Below are 23,291 nucleotides of genomic sequence, written 5' to 3' on the forward strand. Positions count from 1 at the left end.
TTAAATAGCAACCATGAATGACAAAAGATAAATGCCAATAATGAATGAAAACCACCAGCTCAAAACATTATTAGCGTATGTTTTGAGCTAACACATTGAGATAACATTCTGAAATAAAATTATGAAATAAAATTATGAAATAAAAAGGGTTAAACATTTTAGTCTTTGTCGCTTTTATTTGAATGCCCTTTAAATAGACGATATCAACGTTTTATAAATATGTTATTTTACACGCCAATAAAACTGATAACGAGTGGGAGAGATGAATGAAGGTACTTATGTGGGTTGGCATTATCTTGTTAGTGATAATGGCTATTTATGCATTAATAGTGACTGTATTTTCCTTTTATGTCAGCAGTCCTAGTACACATAATGCAACCGCTTTTGATAGTAAAATCAGTAACCAATATTACATGCAAGACGATAAAGTCATTTATGTTATGGATGGAAATTTCTTCCAAATTGGAGGAACAGACGTAGAAGATGCAGACCTAGGCAGCTTTAAAGTAATCGATCAGTACTACGCAAAAGATGCCAATAATATTTATTACAACGGTAAACTAATGACAGAGGGAAACTCAAACTCAATCACACAAGTGACCTCAAAACTTAACGTCAATAGTGCTAACTCTGGTTACCTTATTAGTAACGGTAAAGTATTCTGTTATGGAGACATCATTGAAGGTGCCGACCCAGATTCTTTCTCCTATCTGTTTGGTTCATATGCCATGGATAAAGATTATCTTTATTATTACATTGATATCAAAATCCCACGTAAAGCAACGCCTACCGCTGTGCCTAATGGTAATCAACAATACATCAGACATGCTGAACAAATCCTTTATCAAGGGGAAGCAATTAGCAACCAAGCTGACAGTTTTGAAATTATCAGTGATGAATACGCAAAAGATGCACTTCATGTTTATTCTCATGGGAAGATTATTGAAGGTATGGTGCCTAATGGTTTTACTGTTATCTCTCCTTATTACAGAAAAGATAAAAACCAAGCTTATTTCTTCAACACGGCTATTCCGGAGAGTAACCCAGAGACCTTTAAAGTATTAAATGATGCTATTTCAAAAGATAAGAAAAACCTCTACTACAAAGGTAACATCATTAAAAATAGAAAGGCATCAGAAATAAACCGCTCAGAAGCTAATGAACTGAAGAATATAGGACAATGGAAATCACTTCATCTAGAGGCAACCAACGTCATAGTCGTTCCTCGCGATGATATTGAAAATATTACCAACGACTTCTACGCCTATAACAATGAAGTTTATGGAAAAACTAAAAAGCTCACAGACATTAAGCCTCAGGATGTTACCGTTTTAGACCCAGAAGACAAAAGCTTTGTTCAAATAGGTCATCACGTCTTTTACTATGGCACCGTTATTATTGATGCAGATCCAGAGACCTTCACCATCATCTCAGATCATTTTTCAAAAGATGCTAATCATGTTTATTGGAATGAATACAAAGTGATCGATGCAGACCCATCGACTTTTAAATATGAAGATAATGCCTACGCAGATGAAAATGAAGCAGGAGAATATACGTTAAGAGTGTCTGAATATTAATCTCGTATTTTGGCTTACCTTAAAATAAGTGAAGGTATTAACTATTCGAAAATAATCAATAAAAAAGCGTACGTTGGCAGTAAGTAATCACCGTGCGCTTACTGTCATCTTACGTATTAATATCAACAATACTCGATTCATTACACCGCCATAAAGTTAACCTTGCCACTGTTGTTTCATTCTTTTCACTGTTTCAGCAGGCACCTCGTGAATATTCGCGTATTTCCCCTTACACACAATCACTTCAAGCTTGGCGTTATATTGTTTAGCTAACTGCTGATAAGCCTTCATTTCCCAATGCTTAATAAACGTATTCGATACAATGACATTTTGTTGTTGCTGCAAGTGAGTTTCACAGGCTTGTTCACACCAAGCATGTGCTTTCTTGATAAGTTCAGGCTGGAAAAAATACACACCAGCCTCATCAATAAAGTACATGTCAGCTTCTAAATGCACTGTTGTTTGACGAGTCGTGTTAGCAGACTCTTCCACCCGCTTTTTAGCCAATGTACTTTTGCCACTACCGGGTAAACCACGTATTAAGGTAAGCGTTAATGTAGGCATGGTTTTGTGCTCAAGCTTGTATTCAATACATTGTTCCTAATGAATTTAATGGCCTGTTATCAGATAACAATATGAAGCTAGTCTATTAAATAGTCACTTATTAAATAGCGACTTATTAAACAATGACTTATAAAAAACAGGCTAGCTTCACTTCAGAGAGTCTACAGGTAACAAATACGTAACAGAGATCCTATAATCTAACGCTTTGTTAAGCCCTTTTTATTCAAATACGGCAGAATGTGCGGACGAGACTCTTTTGATAATTGCCCTGTCACTTGTTCTGACCACGTACTTTGTTTTTGATTACTCGAGCGGTGTTCATAATAGTTATGTATGACTTCATCGTACTCTTTAATATCATCCATATTCAGTGGTTGATATTGGTTTTCATGCATAATCACATGAGCTGGTAAACGCGGTTTAACTTCAGGATCTTGCGCTGGATAACCTAAACACATACCAAATAATACCGATGTATTTTGTGGTAACTCAAGCAGCTCATCAACCAACTGTATCTTGTTACGCAATCCACCAATATAGACGCCACCTAATCCTAATGACTCAGCTGCTAACAAACAATTTTGCGCCATAATGCCACAATCAACAGCGCCAATAAGTGTCAGTTCAGTAAAGTCAGCTTGCACCTCTGGATTAATTGCTGCATGACGTTGATAATCAATACAAAACACCAAAAACTCAGTTGCATTTTCGACATAAGGTTGATTACCCGCATACTCAGCTAACAACTTACGTTTGCTTTTATCCGTCACTCGAATGATAGAAACAACTTGTAACATGCTCGATGAAGAAGCCGCTAATCCAGCTTGAATAATCGAATCGAGTTGGCTTTTCTCTATTGGTTGATCAGTATATTGGCGAATCGATCGGTGATTTAACATGGTCTCAATGGTTTGGTTCATAAATCAGTAATCCTTGTCATTATCGTTATAAGTCGCGTTATAAGGTGCCACACTATCTTAATAACATTTGTGAAGCGTTTGCAGTACAACTAATGCAGTAAAAAATATTGAAATAAAAACATGGACTTGATTCCATTAGGTAAAATCACATAGTGATTATTTCAAACACAACTAGGATGGCCAAATAAGGCACCTCCTATTTATCATCCGTCTGTACTCGCTTATGTTATCAGTTTGTTTATAAAAGAAAAAAGGTAACCGAGGCTACCTTTTTTATATCATACTTTAAAAATCATCAATTATTTTATGAATTTCTTAAAGGGTGCATCAACTGGCGTATCTGCAAGGTGGTTTGTGTAGTTACTCATGACTTTTTGAGATAAACCAACAATAATTTCAAGTAATTGTTGCTTGCCGTAACCTGCCGTAAAAAACGTCTCAATTTGCTCATCGCTAATAACCCCACGTTCGCGCACCATTAACAGCGTCGTTTCACGTAGTACTTCTAACTTAGGGTTAGCCAATGGTGTTTTATTCACAAGTGCATCAACAACATCTTGGTCAACTTTCATTGAAGCCGCAATCGCACTATGTGCTGGTACACAATAATGACATTCATGCTCAACGTTAATTGACTGCCACACAACCGTTAACTCTTCAGCGTTAAACGATGTTTTTTGGAAAAGATCATGCAGTACTTGGTAACCTTTTAATAACGTTGGTGCTTCTGCCATTACTGCATGTAAGTTAGGTACCATACCAAATGCGGCTACTGAATCAGCCATTAGCGGTTTTGATGCTTCAGGTGCGTTTTCTGCGGTGTATAAAGTAAATTCTGTCATGTTTAACTCCAATTAATAATTAGTTTTAAGTAACTCTGAGGCCATACTATTTAAATTTGAGCGAACGTTCAATGTAAATTTGAACAAACGTTCAAAATAAATCAATTATCACCTGACCAATGAGATATACGCTGAGCGTAAGGCGGGTGTCCGACCTGTAAGTGAAATCTTTGGAGGAAGGTTTATGCGCATGTGTAGAAAGCACAAAATATAGCCATTGAAATAAAAGATGACAGCAGCAATGCTATTGGTAGACAGATTAATAATCTTTATTGATGAGTACCTACTTAAGCACGGAACAGGAAAGGACACGATGAAACGGAACTTTGATGATAAATATTAGTCAATGTTACTGGGTGGTCATAACGAGCACAATCAAAACTGGCTCAATCAAGTTTTCTGCGTAAAACACTGATCCTTTTTTAAGAAACTCACAAACTAACGACTCTGTTATAACGTGATTGCCAATTATTATCCTTTTTTATTTTTCGTCCACATAAGGCCTTGCTGTGCTTCATAAATACACCTCTATTCATAAATACTTAAGTAAACGATGGACTGCATTATTGGTATTAATAATAATCGCTATCGGTATTCTCCTCTATTTAGATTCCATCGTTAATTCGACTTTTAAAGATAAACAATGGTCAGTTGCATCCACGGTTTATGCTCGACCTTTAGAAATATATGAAGGTTCACCGCTCACATTGGCTGATTTACGTGAAGAAATGACATTGCTTGGGTATCATTTTGTACGCCATGTTAATAAGCCCGGTGAAGCATTAATCGATCGAAATAAAATAACCATTTTCATCCCTGAGTTTCAATTCAGTGACGAATTAGCGGCAGCACAAAAAATTAGAGTTACCTTGAATAATGGCTTTGTTTCAACCTTAGAAAGTAAAGACAATACAGCATTAGTACGATTGCAACCTTTGGTTATAGGCGGCATTTATCCTTCGCACAACGAAGATAGAATATTAGTTCAACTTGACGATGTCCCAGCGTCTTTACAATCAATGTTGCTTGCTGTGGAAGATAAAGATTTTTATGATCATTATGGTATTTCAGTGCGTGGTATCGCACGAGCAATGGTTGCCAATATTAAAAAAGGTGGATTCTCACAGGGCGCCTCAACCCTAACACAACAATTAATTAAAAATTACTACCTCACGCCAGAGCGAACGTTAATTCGTAAAGCGCAAGAAGCATTGATGGCACTATTATTAGAATTACATGCAAGTAAAGCTGACATTTTAGAAGGATATATGAATGAAATATACCTTGGTCAAGATGGGCCGCGTGCCATTCATGGTTTTGGCTTAGCAAGTCAATATTATTTCAAAAAAAATCTGATGGATTTATCTATTTCGCAACAAGCACTGTTAGTCACACTGGTGCGCGGTGCCAGTTATTACAACCCATGGCGTAACCCTGAACGTGCCTTAAAACGCCGTAATTTAGTACTAGATATTGCAGTGAGAGAAAATCGCCTTGAGGCAGACCTTGCTGAATTAGCTAAGCAAGAACCGCTAGACGTTGGTGATCGTAACGCTGGCAGTAATAAACGTTACCCCGCTTATTTAGATCTTGTCCGTAAGCAACTACAGGATGATTACAAAGCGGAAGACTTGAGTTCGAATGGCTTGTCTATTTTCACTCATTTTAACCCTTTAATTCAAGAAACGGCTGAGTCTAGCTTGGTTAAAATGATTGATAAACATAAACAATCTGACGATAGTGCTAGCCTACAAGGAGCAGTGATCGTTACACAACCAAATACAGGCGCAGTAACCGCAATTGTTGGTGGTAGCAATACTCAGTATGCAGGATTTAACCGCGCAATTGATGCCCGCCGACAAATAGGCTCATTAATGAAACCCGCTGTCTATTTAACAGCGTTGGAAAAAAGTGAACAATATACGTTAGCGACCCCAATAAGCGATGCAGCTTACGAACAAAAATTAGCTAACGGTGATAGTTGGGCTCCTAAAAATTACGACTTAAAAGATCACGGCGATGTACTTTTATATAAAGCGTTAGCGCATTCATACAACCAGGCAACAGCGCGTTTAGGCAATGAACTAGGCTTAGATAATATTTTATCAACTATAAAACGACTTGGCGTGGATAGCGATATTCCAGCGGTCCCAGCAATTACATTAGGCGCTGCTGAATTGAGTCCGCTTGAGGTCGCTCAAATGTATCAAACTATTTCATCTGGAGGGTTTTATACGCCATTATTGGCGATCAGCTCCGTTGTCGATGCACAGGGTGAAGTATTAACAAGTTACCCTATTGATATTCAAAAACGCTTTAATTCAAGTTCGATTTATACGCTACGCCATGCTTTACAAGCGGTGACGCACGAAGGATCCGCTAAAGCATTACAATGGTTATTACCTGATTTTGCTGTTGCAGGAAAAACCGGGACAACCAATGATTTACGAGACAGTTGGTTTGCAGGCTTTTCCGACGATATGCAAGCGGTTGTTTGGCTTGGTCGTGATGATAATAAAACAATGGGCTTAACCGGTTCAAGCGGTGCACTTCGTGTCTGGGCTGATATTTTCAAAGCGCGTGCTCATCAGCCCTTACAAAACGTTCCACCAAAAAACGTCACGCTAAGTTGGGTGGATGGTGAATCAGGTGTAGGTAGTGAAGATCGCTGTGATAATGCCATACAATTACCTTTCGTGAGTGGCACGCAGCCAGAAGAAGAAATACGTTGCAGTACAACCGATAAAGTCATGGATTGGTTCCGTAACTTCACTAACTAAATCGACTAAACCAAATGAAGAGATCATTATCATGAATCATTATAAAATTGTTACTGTTGTTTGTTTATCTAGTTTTTTATGGGCCTGTAGTACTTCACCTACTACAACACCTGTTAGCGCACCAGTGACAGATCCTACAACACCAAGTTCAATCAGCGCTCCAACAGAAAGTCCTGATAATACGGTAAAGGGAAGCTCAGCATTAAACTCATTATTAAACCTTGCTGAGCAGCAAGAAAGCAATGGCAACTTACGTGGTGCAAGAGCGACCTTAGGACGTGCGATACGAATCTCTCCACGTAACCCAGAAACCTATTTACGCCTAGCAGAGTTAAGCTACCGCGAAGGTAAAAATGCGCAATCACAATCGTTCGCTGAAAAAGCATTGAGTTTGAATCCGAGTAAAGCATTGACCGAACAAGCTGAATCATTGTTAGAAAGCTTATATTAGACACGCTTTTATTAGAGAGTCTTTTATTAAATACTTTTCCTCAGAGCCTAGATTCACATAGCTAGGTTCGCATAACTAGGTCAGCATAACTACATTCAAGGCAAAATAAGTTAAGCCCCTCATCAATTAATACACTTGTTGAGGGGCTGCGTCATATCAAGCAAAAAAGTAGCGGGATACTAAATTAGCACACATAAACGCCCCCTGCTCATAACACTACACAATACAACCATATGCTTCCCAACCTAACCTTGCTTGAGGACATTCAATAACTCAATAAAAATGAACGGTCAAATATCAAATCCCCTATTAACAATACTGTCACTGGTTCTCAACACCTTTTTTTCAATATGTAAGTTTAACATTCTACATTGAAAATTTTTCATCATTAACTAACCACATATCATTCCCTTTATTTTTAAAAAACAAAAAAAACCTAAAATTCAATCACTTAAATAAAAACCAAGAAATGGCATCATATTTGCTCCAATCAGATCACTAATGCAATAAAGAGGTAACAGTTTAATGAGTAATTCAATAGTAACAATCAATCCTTTTACTGAAAAAAAGCTAAAAGAATATACATTGATGACACATAAAGAAGCTAAAGATGCAGTAGTCAATTCAAACCAATGTTTCGATGAATGGAAACTTGTCCCTGTTTCAGAACGAGCAAAACTTGCCAAAGCACTCGCAAAAGTAATTGAAGAAAATAGCGATGAATTAGTTGAGCTGATGGTTGAAGAGATGGGCAAAGTAAAATCTCAAGGCGAACAAGAAGTTGCCCTTTGCGCGAATATTTGTAAATACACAGCAGATATTGCAGAAAAAGAATTAGCGAATGAAAACCGCGATTACGACGGTGGTAAAGCAATAATAACGTATCAGCCAATAGGCGTAATATTAGGCATTCAACCTTGGAATTTTCCACTCTACCAAGTAATAAGATACAGCATCAGTAATTTGGTGGCAGGTAATACGACGGTAATGAAGCACGCTTCAAATGTGTTTGGTATGGCAAAGAAAATACAATCATTATTCGAACAAGCAGGCTTTCCAAAATATGCTTACCAATCATTATTAATTGATGGCAAAACGGCCAGTAAACTAATTAGCCATGATGGCATCAAAGGCGTTACCTTTACAGGCAGTGACGCCATAGGAAAACAAGTAGCAGAAAATGCAGCTAAACGCAGTAAAAAAACTGTAATGGAGCTGGGTAGTAATGATGCTTATATTGTTTTAGATGACGCAGATATCCCACTAGCGATTGAAACATGTGTTACTGGCCGTATTGTTAATAACGGTCAAACCTGTGTTGCCGCAAAACGCTTTATCATCACCGAAAAAAATTATGATCAATTTAAGGCTGGATTCAAAAAAGCGATGATGCAGCTAAAAATGGGTGATCCGAACGCTAAAGATACTGACCTAGGACCGATGGCTAGAAAAGATTTGCAAGAGAAGCTACACGAACAGGTCACTGAGTCCATTGCAGCAGGCGCAACCGTTGTTTGTGGCTGTGAAATGCCTGATAGAAAAGGTTTCTTTTATCCCGCCTCTATTTTAGAGAATGTGACGCCCAACATGCCTGCTTACGATGACGAGTTGTTTGGGCCAGTCGCCGCGCTTATTAAAGCAAAAGATAATGATGATGCCATGCGTATTGCAAACGATTCACGCTATGGTTTAGGTGGCGGTATTTTCTCTAAGGATGAAGCTAGCGCAACAGAACTGGCGGTGAAACACTTTGATACAGGGATGGTCAATATTAATGGCTTTGCTTTATCTCAACCAAACTTACCGTTTGGGGGAGTTAAAAGTAGTGGTTACGGTCGAGAACATGGCGGTTTTGGTTTAAAAGAATTCATGAATATAAAATCAGTGATGGTTGCTCAGACTAAGTAATCGCTAAATGTTAATAATTTGTAATAACTAAATCGTCAGTTTGTGCTCAACATTCGTTGAGCACTTTTTAATAAGTTAAGCACTGAGTAAATTCAGTCTTATAGGAAATACAATCACTTCTAGTCCTCCCTAATGACCACTCACTCCTCATTAATTTATCTGCATAAAAACAGTAGCTTAAACTTTCAATGCCCGCCAAGGCAAAATGCGAAGGCACAATCATTACCTAAAAAGTCCCCGGCTTAAATACAATAAAGCATTAATGGACAGGCTAAATTACTGTTAAAAACTATTGTTAGAAAGTGATTGCTAGAAAATGATGGTTAGAAAGTAATTGCTAGAAAATCATGGTTAAAAAGTGATAGTTAGAAGGTTCTCGTTAAAAGATGATGATTAGAAAGCAGGTATTAAACACCTATATTAAAAAAACCTTTTTATTAGAAGCCTTGCTTCCAAAATATAGGTTACCTTTATCAGGAGAGGTATTTTTTTAAGCGGGATTATAGAGTATTAATCAATAAACGTTATGTAGAGCCATGTTCTCTCATATTTATTAACCATGTTGATTAATTAACATGGTTAATGCTAAAAACGCTAAAAGATCATCGGGAAATTGATGACCTTTTATTTAATACTTATTTAGCTAAAAATCCAACTTTTGATTTTTTTGCTATTTTGACTGTTCTTTTTTCTTTTGCTGTCAAAAGCGGTTTTTTCTTACCGGTTTTTTTACTGTCTTGGCCTTTACTCACGATGCTTTCCTTTATTAAGATAAACAACTAATAACCCTATAACAAACCTTACCCGATGCCATTAAGCACTCTGGTAACAGCGAGATTATGTGCCTAAGTATTTAGAATAGATAGCGATATTTAGCGTAAAATTGAAAATAATTTAAAGGTAATATAGAGCTAAAATTCGAGGGTCAAAAAAGAGTATTAGAAGGGTTTTATTGGTGATTTTATTAGAAAGTGTTGCCGTTCGATATTAGTTATTCATTCATCTTAGATCATCAACATATTTTGGTATTTATTATCATGAATTTCACCCTATCCGCGACTCACCTTTCTCTTATCAAGAGATAATTTTTGCCCACAACACACAAAAATCATGCAGAGCTTAGGCCGCTCATTTAACTATACTGTTACATAAAACACAGTCACATAAATCACTTCGCATAAATTGTTCCATTCCTTAGCTTGCTCATTAATTCGTAAAAACTCAACGAAGCAAATGCAGATAACCAAATTAAGTCACCTTGTATTTTTTAGCTTAAAAGCAAAACACAATCAGGCCTTCAAATCCACAATATACGTTAGTGCTAATTAAATCCCTCAAAACAACAAGAATCAACGTTCTCCAGATACAAAAAAAGCAAACCGAAGCTTGCTATTAAGTGTTACAAAATATTCTTTTTAAGTGAAAGTAACTAGCATCAGAACCTCACAAAAAACAGTTAAATTAATCGTTATTGAAGTACGTAAGATTTACCGATTATTTTCCATTCATTATTAATTTTAGTCAGTGTTAATGCATCATAAAAACGATTAGTAGAGCGGAAAAGTACCACTGCTAAGCGGTCATCGACAATATCCAAACTCAAGATTTCACCATCACGATCTCCGCCGACTGGGTTTTCGTTAGCAGCCCATTTATTTAAGACACTGTTCATATCCTTCCAAGACTTAATAATCTCTTTACCATTATCATCTTTTACTACACCGACCATAGTTGCGTGATCTGCCGCAAACGCACGAAATAAACGTGTTTGGCTTGCTTCGCCCTGCCCTTGGAAGTAATCATTTACGGCTGCTTCTATTGCAACTTTATCCGTCGCTTTGTCAGCTTGTGCATTTAATGAAAAAAAGGTAATACCTACGATAATTAAAAATGATTTCAACATAATATGATCTCTACTTGGTGTGTTGTATATAGCCATGATTTAGGCGTGAATAAATAATGAGATTATTTACTTGGATGACAATATAGAGGTTTCTATGAGACGTAAGGAATAGAATAGTCCTGACTTTGACCCCAATCGTCCAAAGGTTGGTTGAATTTTTAATATATTAGCAACGGCAAAGGGCACGCAAAGCTTCGTCCGCTCATAACACTATGCTGTCGCATCAATAGCTCCATGCTTAAAGGTATTCATGAATTAATAAAACTCAACGGGAGGAGAAAAGTCGCCATACTTAGCCTCGACTTTCCATTAACTAATTGATATTTGTAACATCAAAATATGGATGTCCCGTATTTTTTATTTCTCGTTGATTGCTAAAGGAATTAATTATCAGGGAAAACCATACGGGATGGGTTGATGTAGCTATATTGAGCAAGGAACAATCGAAGCGATTGAATTATCAAAAAGGCAAAAGGCAAGACCCCAGATCTTTGTTCACGATCTTTTTGTTACAACTTTAAGTTATTTTTCATGCTAAAGCTTGTATGACAGCGTTTGGGTTTTTAGATAATACGGTTAATAAAACTAAAGCGGGTCCTCTAGGTGTTCTGTCACCACGTTCCCAATGCCTCAGTGTACCTAAACTTATTCCGAAATTGGATGCAAACTCAGTTTGAGTCATTTTTACATTTGAGCGTATTGCTTTCACATCTATAGAATCGAATTTATGAACAGTAGCCTCTTTACAGTTACCTTCACTAAAATCTACAGCTTCAGTTAACCCCTGTTTAATGCTTTCAAACATATTACTCATTCTAGGCTCCATAATTTTTGACTAATGTTGAAGTAAATTTAGCTAATAAATTACGCTCCGCATGAGATAAATTAGCTTTTTCATTTTTACCAAAAAGAGACAGAAGAAATAATGGCATTGATTCATTATGAAAATAATAAATAACCCGTACCCCACCACTTTTTCCACTACCGCTTTTAGCCCACCTTAGTTTTCGAATTCCACCAGTACCTTGCATGAGGTCACCCGCTTTAGGATGTTCAGCCAAATAATTAATTAAAAGCTCAGAGTCACTTATAGAAAGATGCTTTTGAGCTTGTTTTTTATATTCTGGCAATTCAACTATTGTTTGCATAAATAACACTATAATCCAATGGATTACTTTTGGCTAGCGTATAAACGCTGAAACTTAACAAAAGGGTTGGGTGTCCGCTACTTTTCTCTTTAAGTTATTTTTCATGCTAAAGCTTGTATGACAGCATTTGGATTTTTAGATAATACGGTTAATAAAACTAAAGCGGGTCCTCTAGGTGTTCTGTCGCCACGCTCCCAATGCCTCAGTGTACCTAAACTTATTCCGAAATTGGATGCAAACTCAGTTTGAGTCATTTTTACATTTGAGCGTATTGCTTTCACATCTATAGAATCGAATTTATGAACAGCAGCCTCTTTACAGTTACCTTCACTAAAATCTACAGCTTCAGTTAACCCCTGTTTAATGCTTTCAAACATATTACTCATTCTAGGCTCCATAATTTTTGACTAATGTTGAAGTGAATTTAGCTAATAAATTACGCTCAGCATGAGATAAATTAGCTTTTTCATTTTTACCAAAAAGAGACAGAAGAAATAATGGAATTGATTCATTATGAAAATAATAAATAACCCGTACACCACCACTTTTTCCACTACCGCTTTTAGCCCACCTTAGTTTTCGAATTCCACCAGTACCTTGCATGAGGTCACCCGCTTTAGGATGTTCAGCCAAATAATTATTTAAAAGCTCAGAGTCACTTATAGAAAGATGCTTTTGAGCTTGTTTTTTTATATTCTGGCAATTTAACTATTGTTTGCATAAACAAAAATATAATCCATTGGATTACTTTTGGCTAGCGTATAAACACTGAAACTTAACAAAAGTGTTGGGTGTCCGCTATTTTATCTTCTTTTCTTATTAGCGGTGTTTTTCAAGACAGTTGGCACTCATTAGCTAATTTCCCTAGCTGTGTTTTCGCCCTGTCGGCGACATACTTTTTCTTACCAGAAGATACTTTTTACCCACAATACGCAAAAAGATGCTTTTCCAATTAGTTTTTTAATCTATTTATTTGAAAAAAGTAATGACTACCTTCTTAACGCACCGCTCATACTCGACATCCATGTCTCGAAATGAGCTAGCAAGCGGGCAAAGGGCACGCAGAGCTTAGCCCGCTCATATAACTATGCTGTCGCATAAATCGCTCCATGCCTAACCTTGCTAAAGGCAGTAATTAATTCAGAAAAACTCAACGGGAGGGGGAAGTAGCCACATTGAGCAAGGTCTTAACGTAACTGATTGATATTGCTTATTTCGATGAGTGGATGTCCACAACTTCTTTCTTTAACGCAACTAATTGATATTATGTAATTAACCAAGTGGATGTCTAACACTTTATACCTTAAGTAAAAATGTTATTTAGTATTAACTTCAATTTTATACTGTAGACTTGTTATTTATCAGAAACTCTCCTAAAATTGCTGATTTTACATACAGTAGTGTGCTTTGTTATTTGGAATTTAATTAGATGAAAGCAAATGTTAATAATTTGGGTTACATAGGTTCAAAGCCAGGTTCAGGTGATCCTGGTAGAGACTCCGATTCATGGTTTACTCCAAAAAAATATACAAAGATGGTAAGGGATGTTTTGGGGAGGATTGATTTAGATCCATTCTCTTCTGAATTTGGGAACACTTATGTAGAAGCTGAAAAATATTTCACAGTAGAGCAAGATGCATTCTCAACACCTTGGTTTGAAGAAAACATAAAGGGAAGTGTTTTTATGAATCCTCCTTATGGCAGGGGGATTGTAAATCAAGCTGCTGATTTTTTCGTTGATAATGTAAAAAAAGGTTATATTACTGAAGGCGTTGTTTTAGTAAATAATGCTACAGAAACAAAGTGGTTTCATACTTTATTGCAAGAGTCCTCATCTATATGTTTACCTAGTGGTCGAATTGCTTTTGAAAATAATGATGGGAAAAATGTATCGGGTAATACCCGTGGTCAAGTATTTTTATATTTTGGAAGTGAACGAATCAAGTTCGCTGAAGTGTTTAAGGAGATTGGTGTTATTCTTGATTTATAGTTATAAAAAATAATTAACTTGATTTTTTAGTGATTTAAATAGGTTTTTTTATTGTTTTTTATTGTTTTTTATTGTTTTCTCGTTAAAGTTTAGTTATCTAATTATTTTTAAGGTTTTATATCGGCGATGAGTACAAGTTCAAATAATAGCCAGTCTGAATGGCCCTCATTTTATCCTGATAACATTCTTCTTCCACCAGAAGATGCAACTGATACCTGTGGTACTTTGTTTCGATTAACCATTGCATCACCTCCTGAAAATGTGTGCTTTCAATCTACACATGAAGAACAACCAGAACGATATAAAAAATTTTTAAAAAAACCAAAACTATTACCCAATGTATATGCCACTTCCTTTTTTGATACCTATGAAGCAGCAGAACATATGAAAAGAGTTTTTCCTAGTATATTAGGAAATAAATATATAGCAAAAGGCAATGTTATTCCTATGATAGGGAAAATGAAAAAAACTAGTGGTCCTAACCATTATTCCGTCTGGATTAGAAATAATACATCTATACATACTTCTTTTTCAGTCAAGGTTAAATAATGAGTGATGTATTTTATGAAAGTCCCCTGCATGGCACATTATTAATTGATTCAGTTTATGAGTTTTATGATGAACCTCGGTTATTTTCTGTATCTAATGAGGTAGGGAGTGTTTTCATAGTGTATTGGGCAAGTACTGATGATGACTCTGATACTTGGTTCTTAATACCTATTTCACAATTAAAATTAAAACAATTTGAAATGAAGCAAGTGTGTATTCGAGACATGCTTTTATACCAAGAAAAAAAGAATTTCTTTAAACTAAAAATGCCTTTCGATCCTGATGCAGAAATTAAAGTTGAATTTATTTTATCTAATACGATTCAAGATGTTATTGAATTACCTAAACAAGGGATATATATAAGTAACTCTCCCGAAGAGGAACAGCTTGAGTCTCCTGCTGTCGTTCACGCTACTCATGAAATACATATTCAGAAGAAAGCAAAAAAAGCAAAGAAATTAGCGTTAGAAAGTATATCTAAAATATTTGAAAGTTTTAGTTATCTATACAACTCTATTTCAAATTCATTTGATTCAAATAACAGCATCGAAGGTGTAGGGGCAAGACCAGGATCATTTATTTTATCCTTTAATGTAGAACATTGTGATGTTATAGATTCAACTCTTTCACAATTATTTTCATTGATCGAAGCAAAAGAAAACATCCAATCGTATATTGAAAGTAATAATATAGATGCCTCTGCGCTTTCTGATCTGCTGTCACAAATAGTGGACAATAAAACTCATTTTGATCTAAAACAAAACTCTAATGGTACTAGCATCATTAGAATTGAACCAGATGATGCAGCATATTATATTAATGAATTACATAGTTATGTTTCTACCGTTATCAACAGCTCACAAGTTCCACAAGCAAATGATTTGAATAAGCTTTTCGAAATTGTAGAAAAAAGATCTCGCGGAATATTTCTAACACCTGAAGATCTTAACTTGACGCCTCGTCAAGTCAGTTATTATTTACATGCGTCCTCTACGCTAGGCTTTACTAAATCATATGGGTCAATTACTGCTCTCGGCCTACAGTTAGCGAGTTCCAATATTGATGATAAAATGAAAATTACTGCACGAGCTTTCCAATTTAGTCACTGTGGCTGGGCTTGGATTCAATGGTCTGGAGTAAATGATATTAGAGATTTAAACTCAAACTCTGGCGGAGACTTTCTTGTTGATAAATGTTCATCATCTTTGAGCGAGTCGACGGCGAGAAGAAGAGGAACTACGTTAAAAAAATGGTGTGATGAACTTGCTCCGTTTTATACTGGTATATAAGTTGAATAAATGAGTTTTAATCATTGCGCAGATTCAAGACTGAAGCGCATAACTGATAAGCAGCTATAGCTGCCATGTGTTCGGCCATTAATTTGGCTGGTGTATTGTAATCTAATTTCTTTCTTGGTCTGTCATCATAAAGTTGTGGACACCCACTTGTTGAAATAAGAAATATCAATCAGTTACGATAAAACTTTGCCCAATGCGGCTACGTCCATTATCACCGTTGAGCTTTCCCAATCAATGAATAACTTTCAGCAACAGCAAACAGGACGTTTGCTGTAAGTTCATTTAGCACATGGATGTGCGTATGAACTGGTGCGTTAAGAAAGTTGTTTATTGGTTGGAATAGAAAGCGACTCGGTGTGCCTTTTTCTTTGGTTACTTTCTTTTGGGCATGCAAAAGAAAGTAACACGCCGTTAGGGCGGAACACCAAGAATATAAATAAACTTAAAGTCACGACGAGCACAGACGAGCTAAATTCTCAGTACCAGAGGATCTAAGCAAATATGCATTCCAACGCTGAGCATAGAGCACATAAAATGCTTATTCTAAAGGTTCAGTATTATTGGATAAGAAAGCGATTCAGTACCATTATCGTTGAGTTCTTTGTAGTTGCAGGTCTTTGCTTGTAGAGAAAAATAAAAAGCGCATGAAATACAGCTATTTCACACGCTTTTAAAAACTACATTTAATCGATTTATCTTGAACGAATAGTTTTGGCCACTTTACCAATACTCAAACCTTGAATTAAAATAGAAAACACCACAACCGCATAAGTTAGCGCCAATAAAATATCGCGCTCTGTTCCGTCAGGTAATTGCAATACCAATGCAACGGAAATCCCACCACGTAAACCACCCCAAGTTAATACTTTCCATGCTCCAGACGGCAACTCTAATTGCTTATGAAATGTAGTGGTTGTTATACCTACAACGATTAAACGTGCGAGTAATGCGATTAAAATGGTTAAGCCACCAGCCATAAACAAGTTACTCGAAAATGTAATCATGACCACTTCAAGCCCTATCAGTACAAATAAAATGGCATTTAAAATTTCGTCAATCAGCTCCCAAAATAGATCAACGTAATGACGTGTTTTGTCACTCATCGCCATACTACGACCATGATTACCCACCATTAATCCCATCATTACCATGGCAAGTGGGCCGGACAAATGCCAATGGCTTGCAAGTGCATAACCACCAACAACGCCCGCTAAAGTAAGCAGTACCTCTTCTTGGTAACTATCAATACTTTTAAGTAGATAATATAAAATACCACCTATTACCAAACCAAAAATAATACCGCCACCGGCTTCAACCGCGAAGGAGTGCGCTACATCATAGGTTGTAGGAATATCGCCACTGGATAACACACCCAATAAAAGCACAAAAATAACCACGCCAATACCATCATTAAATAACGACTCACCGGCAATCACTGTTTCAATACTTTTGGGCGCGCCTGCAGATTGTAAAATCCCCATGACGGCAATAGGATCCGTTGGCGAAATTAATGCGCCAAATAGTAAACACCAAATGAATCCTAATTCGAAACCAAGCAAAGGAAGTACTAAATAAAGTGCGCCAGCAATAATAACCGTCGATAACAAGGTACCAACACAGGCTAAAATACCTATTGGCAATTTATACCGCCTTAAATCGCTAACATTTACGTGCAACGCCCCAGCAAAAAGCAGCATAGAGAGCATGCCATCAAGCAAAACCTCAGTAAAATCTAACTGAGCAAGCAAACTCACTTCATAATCTATAAGTTCATCAAACCCTAAAAATCCTAAAAATATAGCGCCGATAGATAAAAGCATTGAAATAACCATAACACCAATGGTTGTTGGTAAGCCAATAAAGCGATGGTTTACATAGGTGAGTAACGCGGTAATTGATAAAAATATCGCACTTATTTCAAGTACGCTTAGGCTGGTTGCTGGTGCCATGGTTTAAATCTCAATATTTATTTAATGGTGCTTTCTCAAAACGAGTAAAGCAGAAAGGTTATTATTTTTTATACGGTTTTCTCGTATTATATTCGTATAGCGTAAACAAGCATACCCAAAACATTAATACATAGCATGATAATAAATTCCAAGAAAATTGATAATAATAACGAGCACAGACGAGCTAACTTCTGAGCATCTGAGCATCTGAGCAAATATGCATTCCCACGCAGAGCATGGGAACGAGTTACAGCTACGACGAACAGCGATGAGCTATAACTCAATGCGCCTACAACCTCCCCACCGTTGAGCTTTCCCAATTCATTGAATCATTTTAGTAAAGCCAAACAAGATGTTTGGATTAGTTGAGGCTAGTGCATGGAGCGATTTATGCGACAGCATAGTGTTATGAGCGGACTAAGCTCTGCGTGTCCTTTGCACGTTCGAAACGGTACGTTTAAAATGACTCAATTAATTGGATAAGAAAGCGACTCGGTGTGCCTTTTTCTTTGCTCTTGTAGGTATAGGTTTATTTTGGGCATGCAAAAGAAAGTAACACGCCGTTAGGGCGGAATACCAAGTGATGAATAAACTTAAAGCTACGACAAGCGCAGGCGAGTTCACTCTCAAACAATAACGTGAAAGCCTTAAAATAAACATAGAATTATATTTGAAAAAATATCACCTGAAATAAGTGATATTTAGTACTAATTAATTTCCTAAATTTACATAATAAGTGCAAGTTCTTATTAATTAATGAAAAACACCTACAGATAATTTCATCCACAAACGTTAAACTAATGGAGTCACATTTAGTTAAACAATGGCTACAGAAGTCAGTGTAAGCAATGTAAAATGTAACAATATTCAAAGTGAACAAATTAATAGCCAACAAACGGCTATATTATTTGATCACATAAACTGTAATCACGTAAATGATGGGTTAAATAATGAAATTTTTACACAGTATGGTGAGAGTAAAAGATCTAGATGCTTCTCTAAAGTTCTACCATGATCAATTAGGATTAGTAGAGACTAAACGCATCGATGTACCTGAAGGTAAATTTACGCTTATATATCTTGCTACAGCTATTGGAGAGCCAGAGGTAGAACTAACACATAACTGGGGGTCAACTGAAGAATATGACACAGGCAGAAATTTTGGTCATTTAGCATTTGAAGTTGATAACATTTATGATTTTTGTCAAAAGTTAATGGATGACGGTGTTGAAATTAACAGACCACCTCGTTGTGGCAACATGGCATTTATTAAATCGCCTGACAATATATCAATCGAGTTACTACAAAAAGGTGAAGCATTAGCACCTCAAGAACCTTGGTTGAGTATGGAGAATACAGGTTCTTGGTAAAGTGAAAAGTGTGGTCACACACTTGTTGAAATAAGAAATATCAATAAGTTACGATAAAATCTAATCCAATGTGGCTACGTCCATTCTCCCCGTTGAGTTTTTATGAATTAATGACTGCCTTTAGCAAGGTTAGGCATGGAGCGATTTATGCGACAGCATAGTGTTATGAGCGGGCTAAGCTCTGCGTGCCCTTTGCCGTTGCTAGCTCAGTTCGCCACATGGACGTGGCGTATGAGCGGTGCGTTAAGAAGGTAGTCATTTATTCAGATTAAAAAACGTTCGGGGCCAGTCTCTTTGAATTCTTTGCAGATATAGGTCTCTACTGGCAGAGAGAAAGTAAAGTCGCCGACAGGGCGAAATCACTGTTAATCAAATTCAAACGACCACGACGAGCGCAGACGAGTTTACTCCTGAACCTCTAAAACCGGAGTAAATATCCTTTCTTACGCACAGCATAGGAAAGGATTATTATTTAAAAGAAGCAGGCTAAAGCCAGCGCCCCAAAACACCACCACTTTCTTATAGGCACAAAAAAGCAAGCCGAAGCTTGCTCTATACAGTTAGCACTAAAGTATCTCTATATTACAAAAGACACTTTAAAAAAGATTATTCAGCTGCTGGAGCTTCTTCTTTCTTCTCTGCTGCTTCTTTCATAGAAAGACGTACGCGACCTTGGCGACTTACTTTTAAGGCTATGGCTTCTAGTACTTTAACTTTAACTTCTTTCAGGTAATCAAAAACTTTCTGTACACGCTCTTCACCATTATTTGAGGCATAGGTGAGATTTGAACTAAGCCGTCTTTTTCTTTATTAAAGAATTTTACTTCAGACATAAAAAAAGCAAGCCGAAGCTTGCTTATAAAGTTAGCGCTAAAGTATCTCTATATTACAAAAGACACTTTAAAAAAGATTATTCAGCTGCTGGAGCTTCTTCTTTCTTCTCTGCTGCTTCTTTCATAGAAAGACGTACGCGACCTTGGCGGTCTACTTCTAGTACTTTAACTTTAACTTCTTGACCTTCTTTCAGGTAATCAGACACTTTTTGAACACGCTCTTCACAGATTTGTGAGATGTGAACAAGACCGTCTTTACCAGGAAGAATGTTAACGAAAGCACCAAAGTCAGCTAGACGTACTACTTTACCGTGGTAGATAGTACCTACTTCAACTTCAGCTGTAAGCGCTTTAATGCGGTTGATTGCATCTTCAGCTTGCTCACCAGATGTTGCAGCTATTTTAACTGTACCGTCATCTTCGATTTCGATAGTTGTACCTGTTTCTTCACATAAAGAACGGATAACTGCGCCGCCTTTACCAATAACGTCACGGATTTTGTCCGTTGGGATTTTCAGTGTGTGAATACGTGGAGCGAACTGTGAAATGTCATCACGACCTTCAGAGATTGCTTCATCCATAACAGTAAGAATGTGTAAACGTGCCGCTTTTGCTTGGTTTAAAGCAATTTGCATGATTTCGCGTGTGATACCTTCAATTTTGATATCCATTTGAAGTGCTGTAATACCACCAGTAGTACCAGCCACTTTAAAGTCCATATCGCCAAGATGATCTTCATCACCTAAGATATCAGAAAGAACAACGAACTCTTCGCCTTCTTTAACTAGACCCATTGCAATACCAGCAACAGACGCTTTAAGTGGAACACCTGCATCCATAAGCGCTAGTGAAGCACCACAAACAGAAGCCATTGAAGATGAACCGTTAGATTCAGTAATTTCCGATACTACACGAACTGTGTACGGGAATTCTTCAACCGTAGGCATTACTGCTAATACACCACGTTTAGCTAGACGACCGTGACCAATTTCACGACGTTTAGGAGAACCAACAAAACCAGTTTCGCCTACACAGTATGGAGGGAAGTTGTAATGTAATAAGAAGTGATCTTTCTTCTCACCCATTAGGCTGTCGATGATTTGAGCATCACGTTGTGTACCAAGCGTCGCTGTTACTAATGCTTGTGTTTCACCACGTGTAAATAATGAAGAACCGTGAGTACGTGGTAGAACACCAGTACGAACGTCAAGTGCACGAACACTTTCAGGATCACGACCGTCGATACGTGGCTCACCTTTGATGATGCGAGTACGTACAACAGTTTTCTCTAAATCATGTAGGTATTCGCCTACTTGCTTAGCCACTAATGCTTCATCTTCAGCTAGTAATTTAGCTTTAACTTCAGTTGTAATAGCTTTGATTGCGTCGTAACGCTCGGCTTTATCACTGATTTGGTAAGCTTGTTCAAAACGTGCTTGAGCTTCAGTTGCAATTGCAGCATCTAATGCTTCGTTACGTGCTGGAGCAGTCCAATCCCATGCAGGACGTGCAACGTCGCTTGCGAATTCTTTGATCGCTTCAATAACAACTTGTTGTTGATCGTGACCGTATACTACCGCGCCTAACATTACGTCTTCGCTTAGGATAGCCGCTTCAGATTCAACCATTAATACTGCGTTGTCTGTACCAGATACTACAAGGTTAAGATCACTTGTTTCTAATTCTGTTTTAGTTGGGTTAAGTAGGTATTGACCTTCTTTGTAACCAACACGAGCACAACCGATAGGACCGTTAAAAGGCATACCTGAGATAGAAAGTGCCGCAGATGTTGCAATCATAGCAACGATATCTGGGTTAACTTCTGGGTTGATTGAAACAACAGTTGCAATCACTTGTACTTCGTTTTTGAAACCAGCTGGGAAAAGAGGACGAATTGGACGGTCAATAAGACGACAAATTAACGTTTCTTCTTCTGATGGGCGGCCTTCACGTTTGAAGAAACCACCTGGAATTTTACCAGCAGCGTATGTTTTTTCTTGGTAGTTAACAGTCAGAGGGAAGAAATCACGCTCTTGATCATCAGCATTTTTACCAACAACAGAAACGAATACACACGTATCGTCCATGCTACACATTACAGCCGCAGTTGCTTGGCGTGCAATTACGCCAGTTTCTAGTGTTACCGTATGTTCGCCATACTGGAAACTTTTTACAATAGGAGTCATTTTTTTTCCTTTAATAGTATTATTTTCATTTTGCTTTTTATCGCGCCCACAGTATACGCCAAGCAAACGACTTTTAAAATTTATTAGATGAATATTTTGAGATAAACAAGCCTATAGAATCAAAAGTAAACAGACACGGATTAAATGTATTAAAAAGTGTACGAATAAATGAATCTAACACCGACTCCATTTTTCAATACTAGCTCAGAGAGTACAGTACAGGTAATATATGACCAATTTACGTCTGTTTAATTGAGCCCATTAATGACCACACAATACTCCAACATGCCGATACTTTATTCACTGCAACATTGCCCTTATGCAATGCGCGCACGTATTGCCATTTTTAAATCTCAACAACCAGTATTGATACGCGCGATTAAATTAAATAATAAACCAGCAGAGATGCTCGCGTTATCAACGAAAGGCACCGTGCCGATGTTGGTTTCTCAAGTAGATAAAATAGCGACTGAGATCGTTGAAGAAAGTCTCGATATTATGTTGAAGGTACTAAAAGGTAACGACCCAAGTCATTTATTATCCTCTCAAAATAACGAGTCACTTACAGAAATCATCGCTATTATTGATGAGTTTGAAAAACATTTTTTTGTAGCGATTGAAGCCTATAAATGTGCTAAACGTTACCAAGAAACTAACATTGTAGAGCGCCGACTAGCCTGTGAAGTGTATCTGAAGAAATTAGAAACACGTTTATCTCAACACGCTTTTTTAAGCTCTGAGCACGAAGGTTTATTAGATATTGCCTTGATGCCTTTTGTTCGTCAGTTTTCTAAAGTCGAGCGTCAATGGTATCAACAATCGCCCTACCCTAAACTTAGAGCTTGGTTAAACCATTATTTACAAAGCCCAATGTTTACCAAAGTAATGGCAAAACATGAATTATGGGTTGATGGCCGTCGTGATATTATTTTTGGTGATGTTAAGAAGTAAAAGCTCAAGATCTAGGTTCAGACTTGAGCTTAATTTAATCGGTAAAACAAATACATTTAAACTCTGTAT

The 23,291-nt window shown here is 37.1% G+C and carries 19 protein-coding genes; 9 read left to right on the top strand and 10 right to left on the bottom strand.

What is annotated here, in order from left to right; all coding sequences use genetic code 11:
• Positions 1–266 precede the first annotated feature (266 nt).
• Positions 267–1,580 (top strand): DKNYY domain-containing protein, encoded by a 1,314-nt coding sequence (locus Q0794_RS05235; RefSeq protein ID WP_298940675.1) that lies wholly within the window; start codon positions 267–269, stop codon positions 1,578–1,580.
• A 156-nt stretch (positions 1,581–1,736) separates the two neighbouring features.
• On the opposite strand, the gene Q0794_RS05240 is transcribed toward Q0794_RS05235, so the two are convergent.
• The 3 genes from Q0794_RS05240 to Q0794_RS05250 all read right to left on the bottom strand — a co-directional run bounded on the left by Q0794_RS05240 (position 1,737) and on the right by Q0794_RS05250 (position 3,906).
• Positions 1,737–2,144, bottom strand: a complete 408-nt coding sequence (locus Q0794_RS05240) for an ATP-binding protein (protein WP_298940676.1) — start codon at positions 2,142–2,144, stop codon at positions 1,737–1,739.
• Between the two features lie 197 nt (positions 2,145–2,341).
• Entirely contained in the window at positions 2,342–3,064 is a 723-nt protein-coding gene (nfsA, locus tag Q0794_RS05245; RefSeq protein ID WP_298940677.1) for an oxygen-insensitive NADPH nitroreductase, read from the bottom strand.
• Between the two features lie 299 nt (positions 3,065–3,363).
• Positions 3,364–3,906: a carboxymuconolactone decarboxylase family protein gene (locus Q0794_RS05250; RefSeq protein WP_298940678.1), complete on the bottom strand. Its 543-nt coding sequence runs from the start codon at positions 3,904–3,906 to the stop codon at positions 3,364–3,366.
• A 509-nt stretch (positions 3,907–4,415) separates the two neighbouring features.
• On the opposite strand from Q0794_RS05250, the gene mrcB reads away from it, so the two are divergent.
• From mrcB to Q0794_RS05265, 3 genes are all read left to right on the top strand, one after another.
• Entirely contained in the window at positions 4,416–6,686 is a 2,271-nt protein-coding gene (gene mrcB / locus Q0794_RS05255) for a penicillin-binding protein 1B (protein ID WP_298940679.1), read from the top strand.
• 31 nt (positions 6,687–6,717) lie between these two features.
• Positions 6,718–7,137, top strand: coding sequence for a tetratricopeptide repeat protein (locus Q0794_RS05260; RefSeq protein WP_298940680.1), 420 nt, complete (start codon positions 6,718–6,720; stop codon positions 7,135–7,137).
• Between the two features lie 525 nt (positions 7,138–7,662).
• On the top strand, positions 7,663–9,045 hold the full coding sequence (locus Q0794_RS05265) for an NAD-dependent succinate-semialdehyde dehydrogenase (protein ID WP_298940681.1): 1,383 nt from the start codon (positions 7,663–7,665) through the stop codon (positions 9,043–9,045).
• Between the two features lie 1,468 nt (positions 9,046–10,513).
• Here Q0794_RS05265 and Q0794_RS05270 read toward each other — a convergent pair.
• From Q0794_RS05270 to Q0794_RS05290, 5 genes are all read right to left on the bottom strand, one after another.
• Positions 10,514–10,948: a nuclear transport factor 2 family protein gene (locus Q0794_RS05270; RefSeq protein ID WP_298940682.1), complete on the bottom strand. Its 435-nt coding sequence runs from the start codon at positions 10,946–10,948 to the stop codon at positions 10,514–10,516.
• Positions 10,949–11,477: 529 nt separating this feature from the next.
• The gene (gene nadS, locus Q0794_RS05275; protein ID WP_298940683.1) at positions 11,478–11,762 is read right to left on the bottom strand and encodes a NadS family protein; all 285 of its coding nucleotides are present in this window, start codon (positions 11,760–11,762) and stop codon (positions 11,478–11,480) included.
• Position 11,763: 1 nt separating this feature from the next.
• Complete coding sequence (locus Q0794_RS05280) at positions 11,764–12,096, bottom strand: type II toxin-antitoxin system RelE/ParE family toxin (protein ID WP_298940684.1); 333 nt, start codon at positions 12,094–12,096, stop codon at positions 11,764–11,766.
• Between the two features lie 101 nt (positions 12,097–12,197).
• Entirely contained in the window at positions 12,198–12,482 is a 285-nt protein-coding gene (gene nadS / locus Q0794_RS05285; RefSeq protein ID WP_298940685.1) for a NadS family protein, read from the bottom strand.
• A 1-nt stretch (position 12,483) separates the two neighbouring features.
• Complete coding sequence (locus Q0794_RS05290) at positions 12,484–12,729, bottom strand: type II toxin-antitoxin system RelE/ParE family toxin (protein WP_298940686.1); 246 nt, start codon at positions 12,727–12,729, stop codon at positions 12,484–12,486.
• A 796-nt stretch (positions 12,730–13,525) separates the two neighbouring features.
• Between Q0794_RS05290 and Q0794_RS05295 the strand changes: the two genes are divergently transcribed.
• From Q0794_RS05295 to Q0794_RS05305, 3 genes are all read left to right on the top strand, one after another.
• Complete coding sequence (locus tag Q0794_RS05295; protein WP_298940687.1) at positions 13,526–14,086, top strand: DNA N-6-adenine-methyltransferase; 561 nt, start codon at positions 13,526–13,528, stop codon at positions 14,084–14,086.
• Positions 14,087–14,212: 126 nt separating this feature from the next.
• Entirely contained in the window at positions 14,213–14,635 is a 423-nt protein-coding gene (locus Q0794_RS05300; RefSeq protein WP_298940688.1) for a hypothetical protein, read from the top strand.
• Positions 14,635–15,924, top strand: coding sequence for a DUF6575 domain-containing protein (locus tag Q0794_RS05305; protein ID WP_298940689.1), 1,290 nt, complete (start codon positions 14,635–14,637; stop codon positions 15,922–15,924). The genes Q0794_RS05300 and Q0794_RS05305 overlap by 1 nt, the downstream gene beginning before the upstream one ends.
• Before the next feature lie 701 nt (positions 15,925–16,625).
• Here Q0794_RS05305 and Q0794_RS05310 read toward each other — a convergent pair.
• Entirely contained in the window at positions 16,626–17,882 is a 1,257-nt protein-coding gene (locus Q0794_RS05310) for a sodium:proton antiporter (RefSeq protein WP_298940690.1), read from the bottom strand.
• 950 nt (positions 17,883–18,832) lie between these two features.
• Here Q0794_RS05310 and Q0794_RS05315 point away from each other — a divergent pair.
• A complete protein-coding gene (locus Q0794_RS05315; protein ID WP_298940691.1) occupies positions 18,833–19,252 on the top strand; it encodes a VOC family protein in 420 nt (139 codons plus the stop codon).
• A 910-nt stretch (positions 19,253–20,162) separates the two neighbouring features.
• Here the strand turns inward: Q0794_RS05315 and pnp are convergent.
• The gene (gene pnp, locus Q0794_RS05320) at positions 20,163–22,271 is read right to left on the bottom strand and encodes a polyribonucleotide nucleotidyltransferase (RefSeq protein WP_298940692.1); all 2,109 of its coding nucleotides are present in this window, start codon (positions 22,269–22,271) and stop codon (positions 20,163–20,165) included.
• 264 nt (positions 22,272–22,535) lie between these two features.
• Between pnp and Q0794_RS05325 the strand changes: the two genes are divergently transcribed.
• Complete coding sequence (locus Q0794_RS05325) at positions 22,536–23,222, top strand: glutathione S-transferase (RefSeq protein WP_298940693.1); 687 nt, start codon at positions 22,536–22,538, stop codon at positions 23,220–23,222.
• Positions 23,223–23,291: the final 69 nt, after the last annotated feature.

The organism is uncultured Psychromonas sp., assembly GCF_947489755.1.
Lineage (GTDB): Bacteria > Pseudomonadota > Gammaproteobacteria > Enterobacterales > Psychromonadaceae > Psychromonas.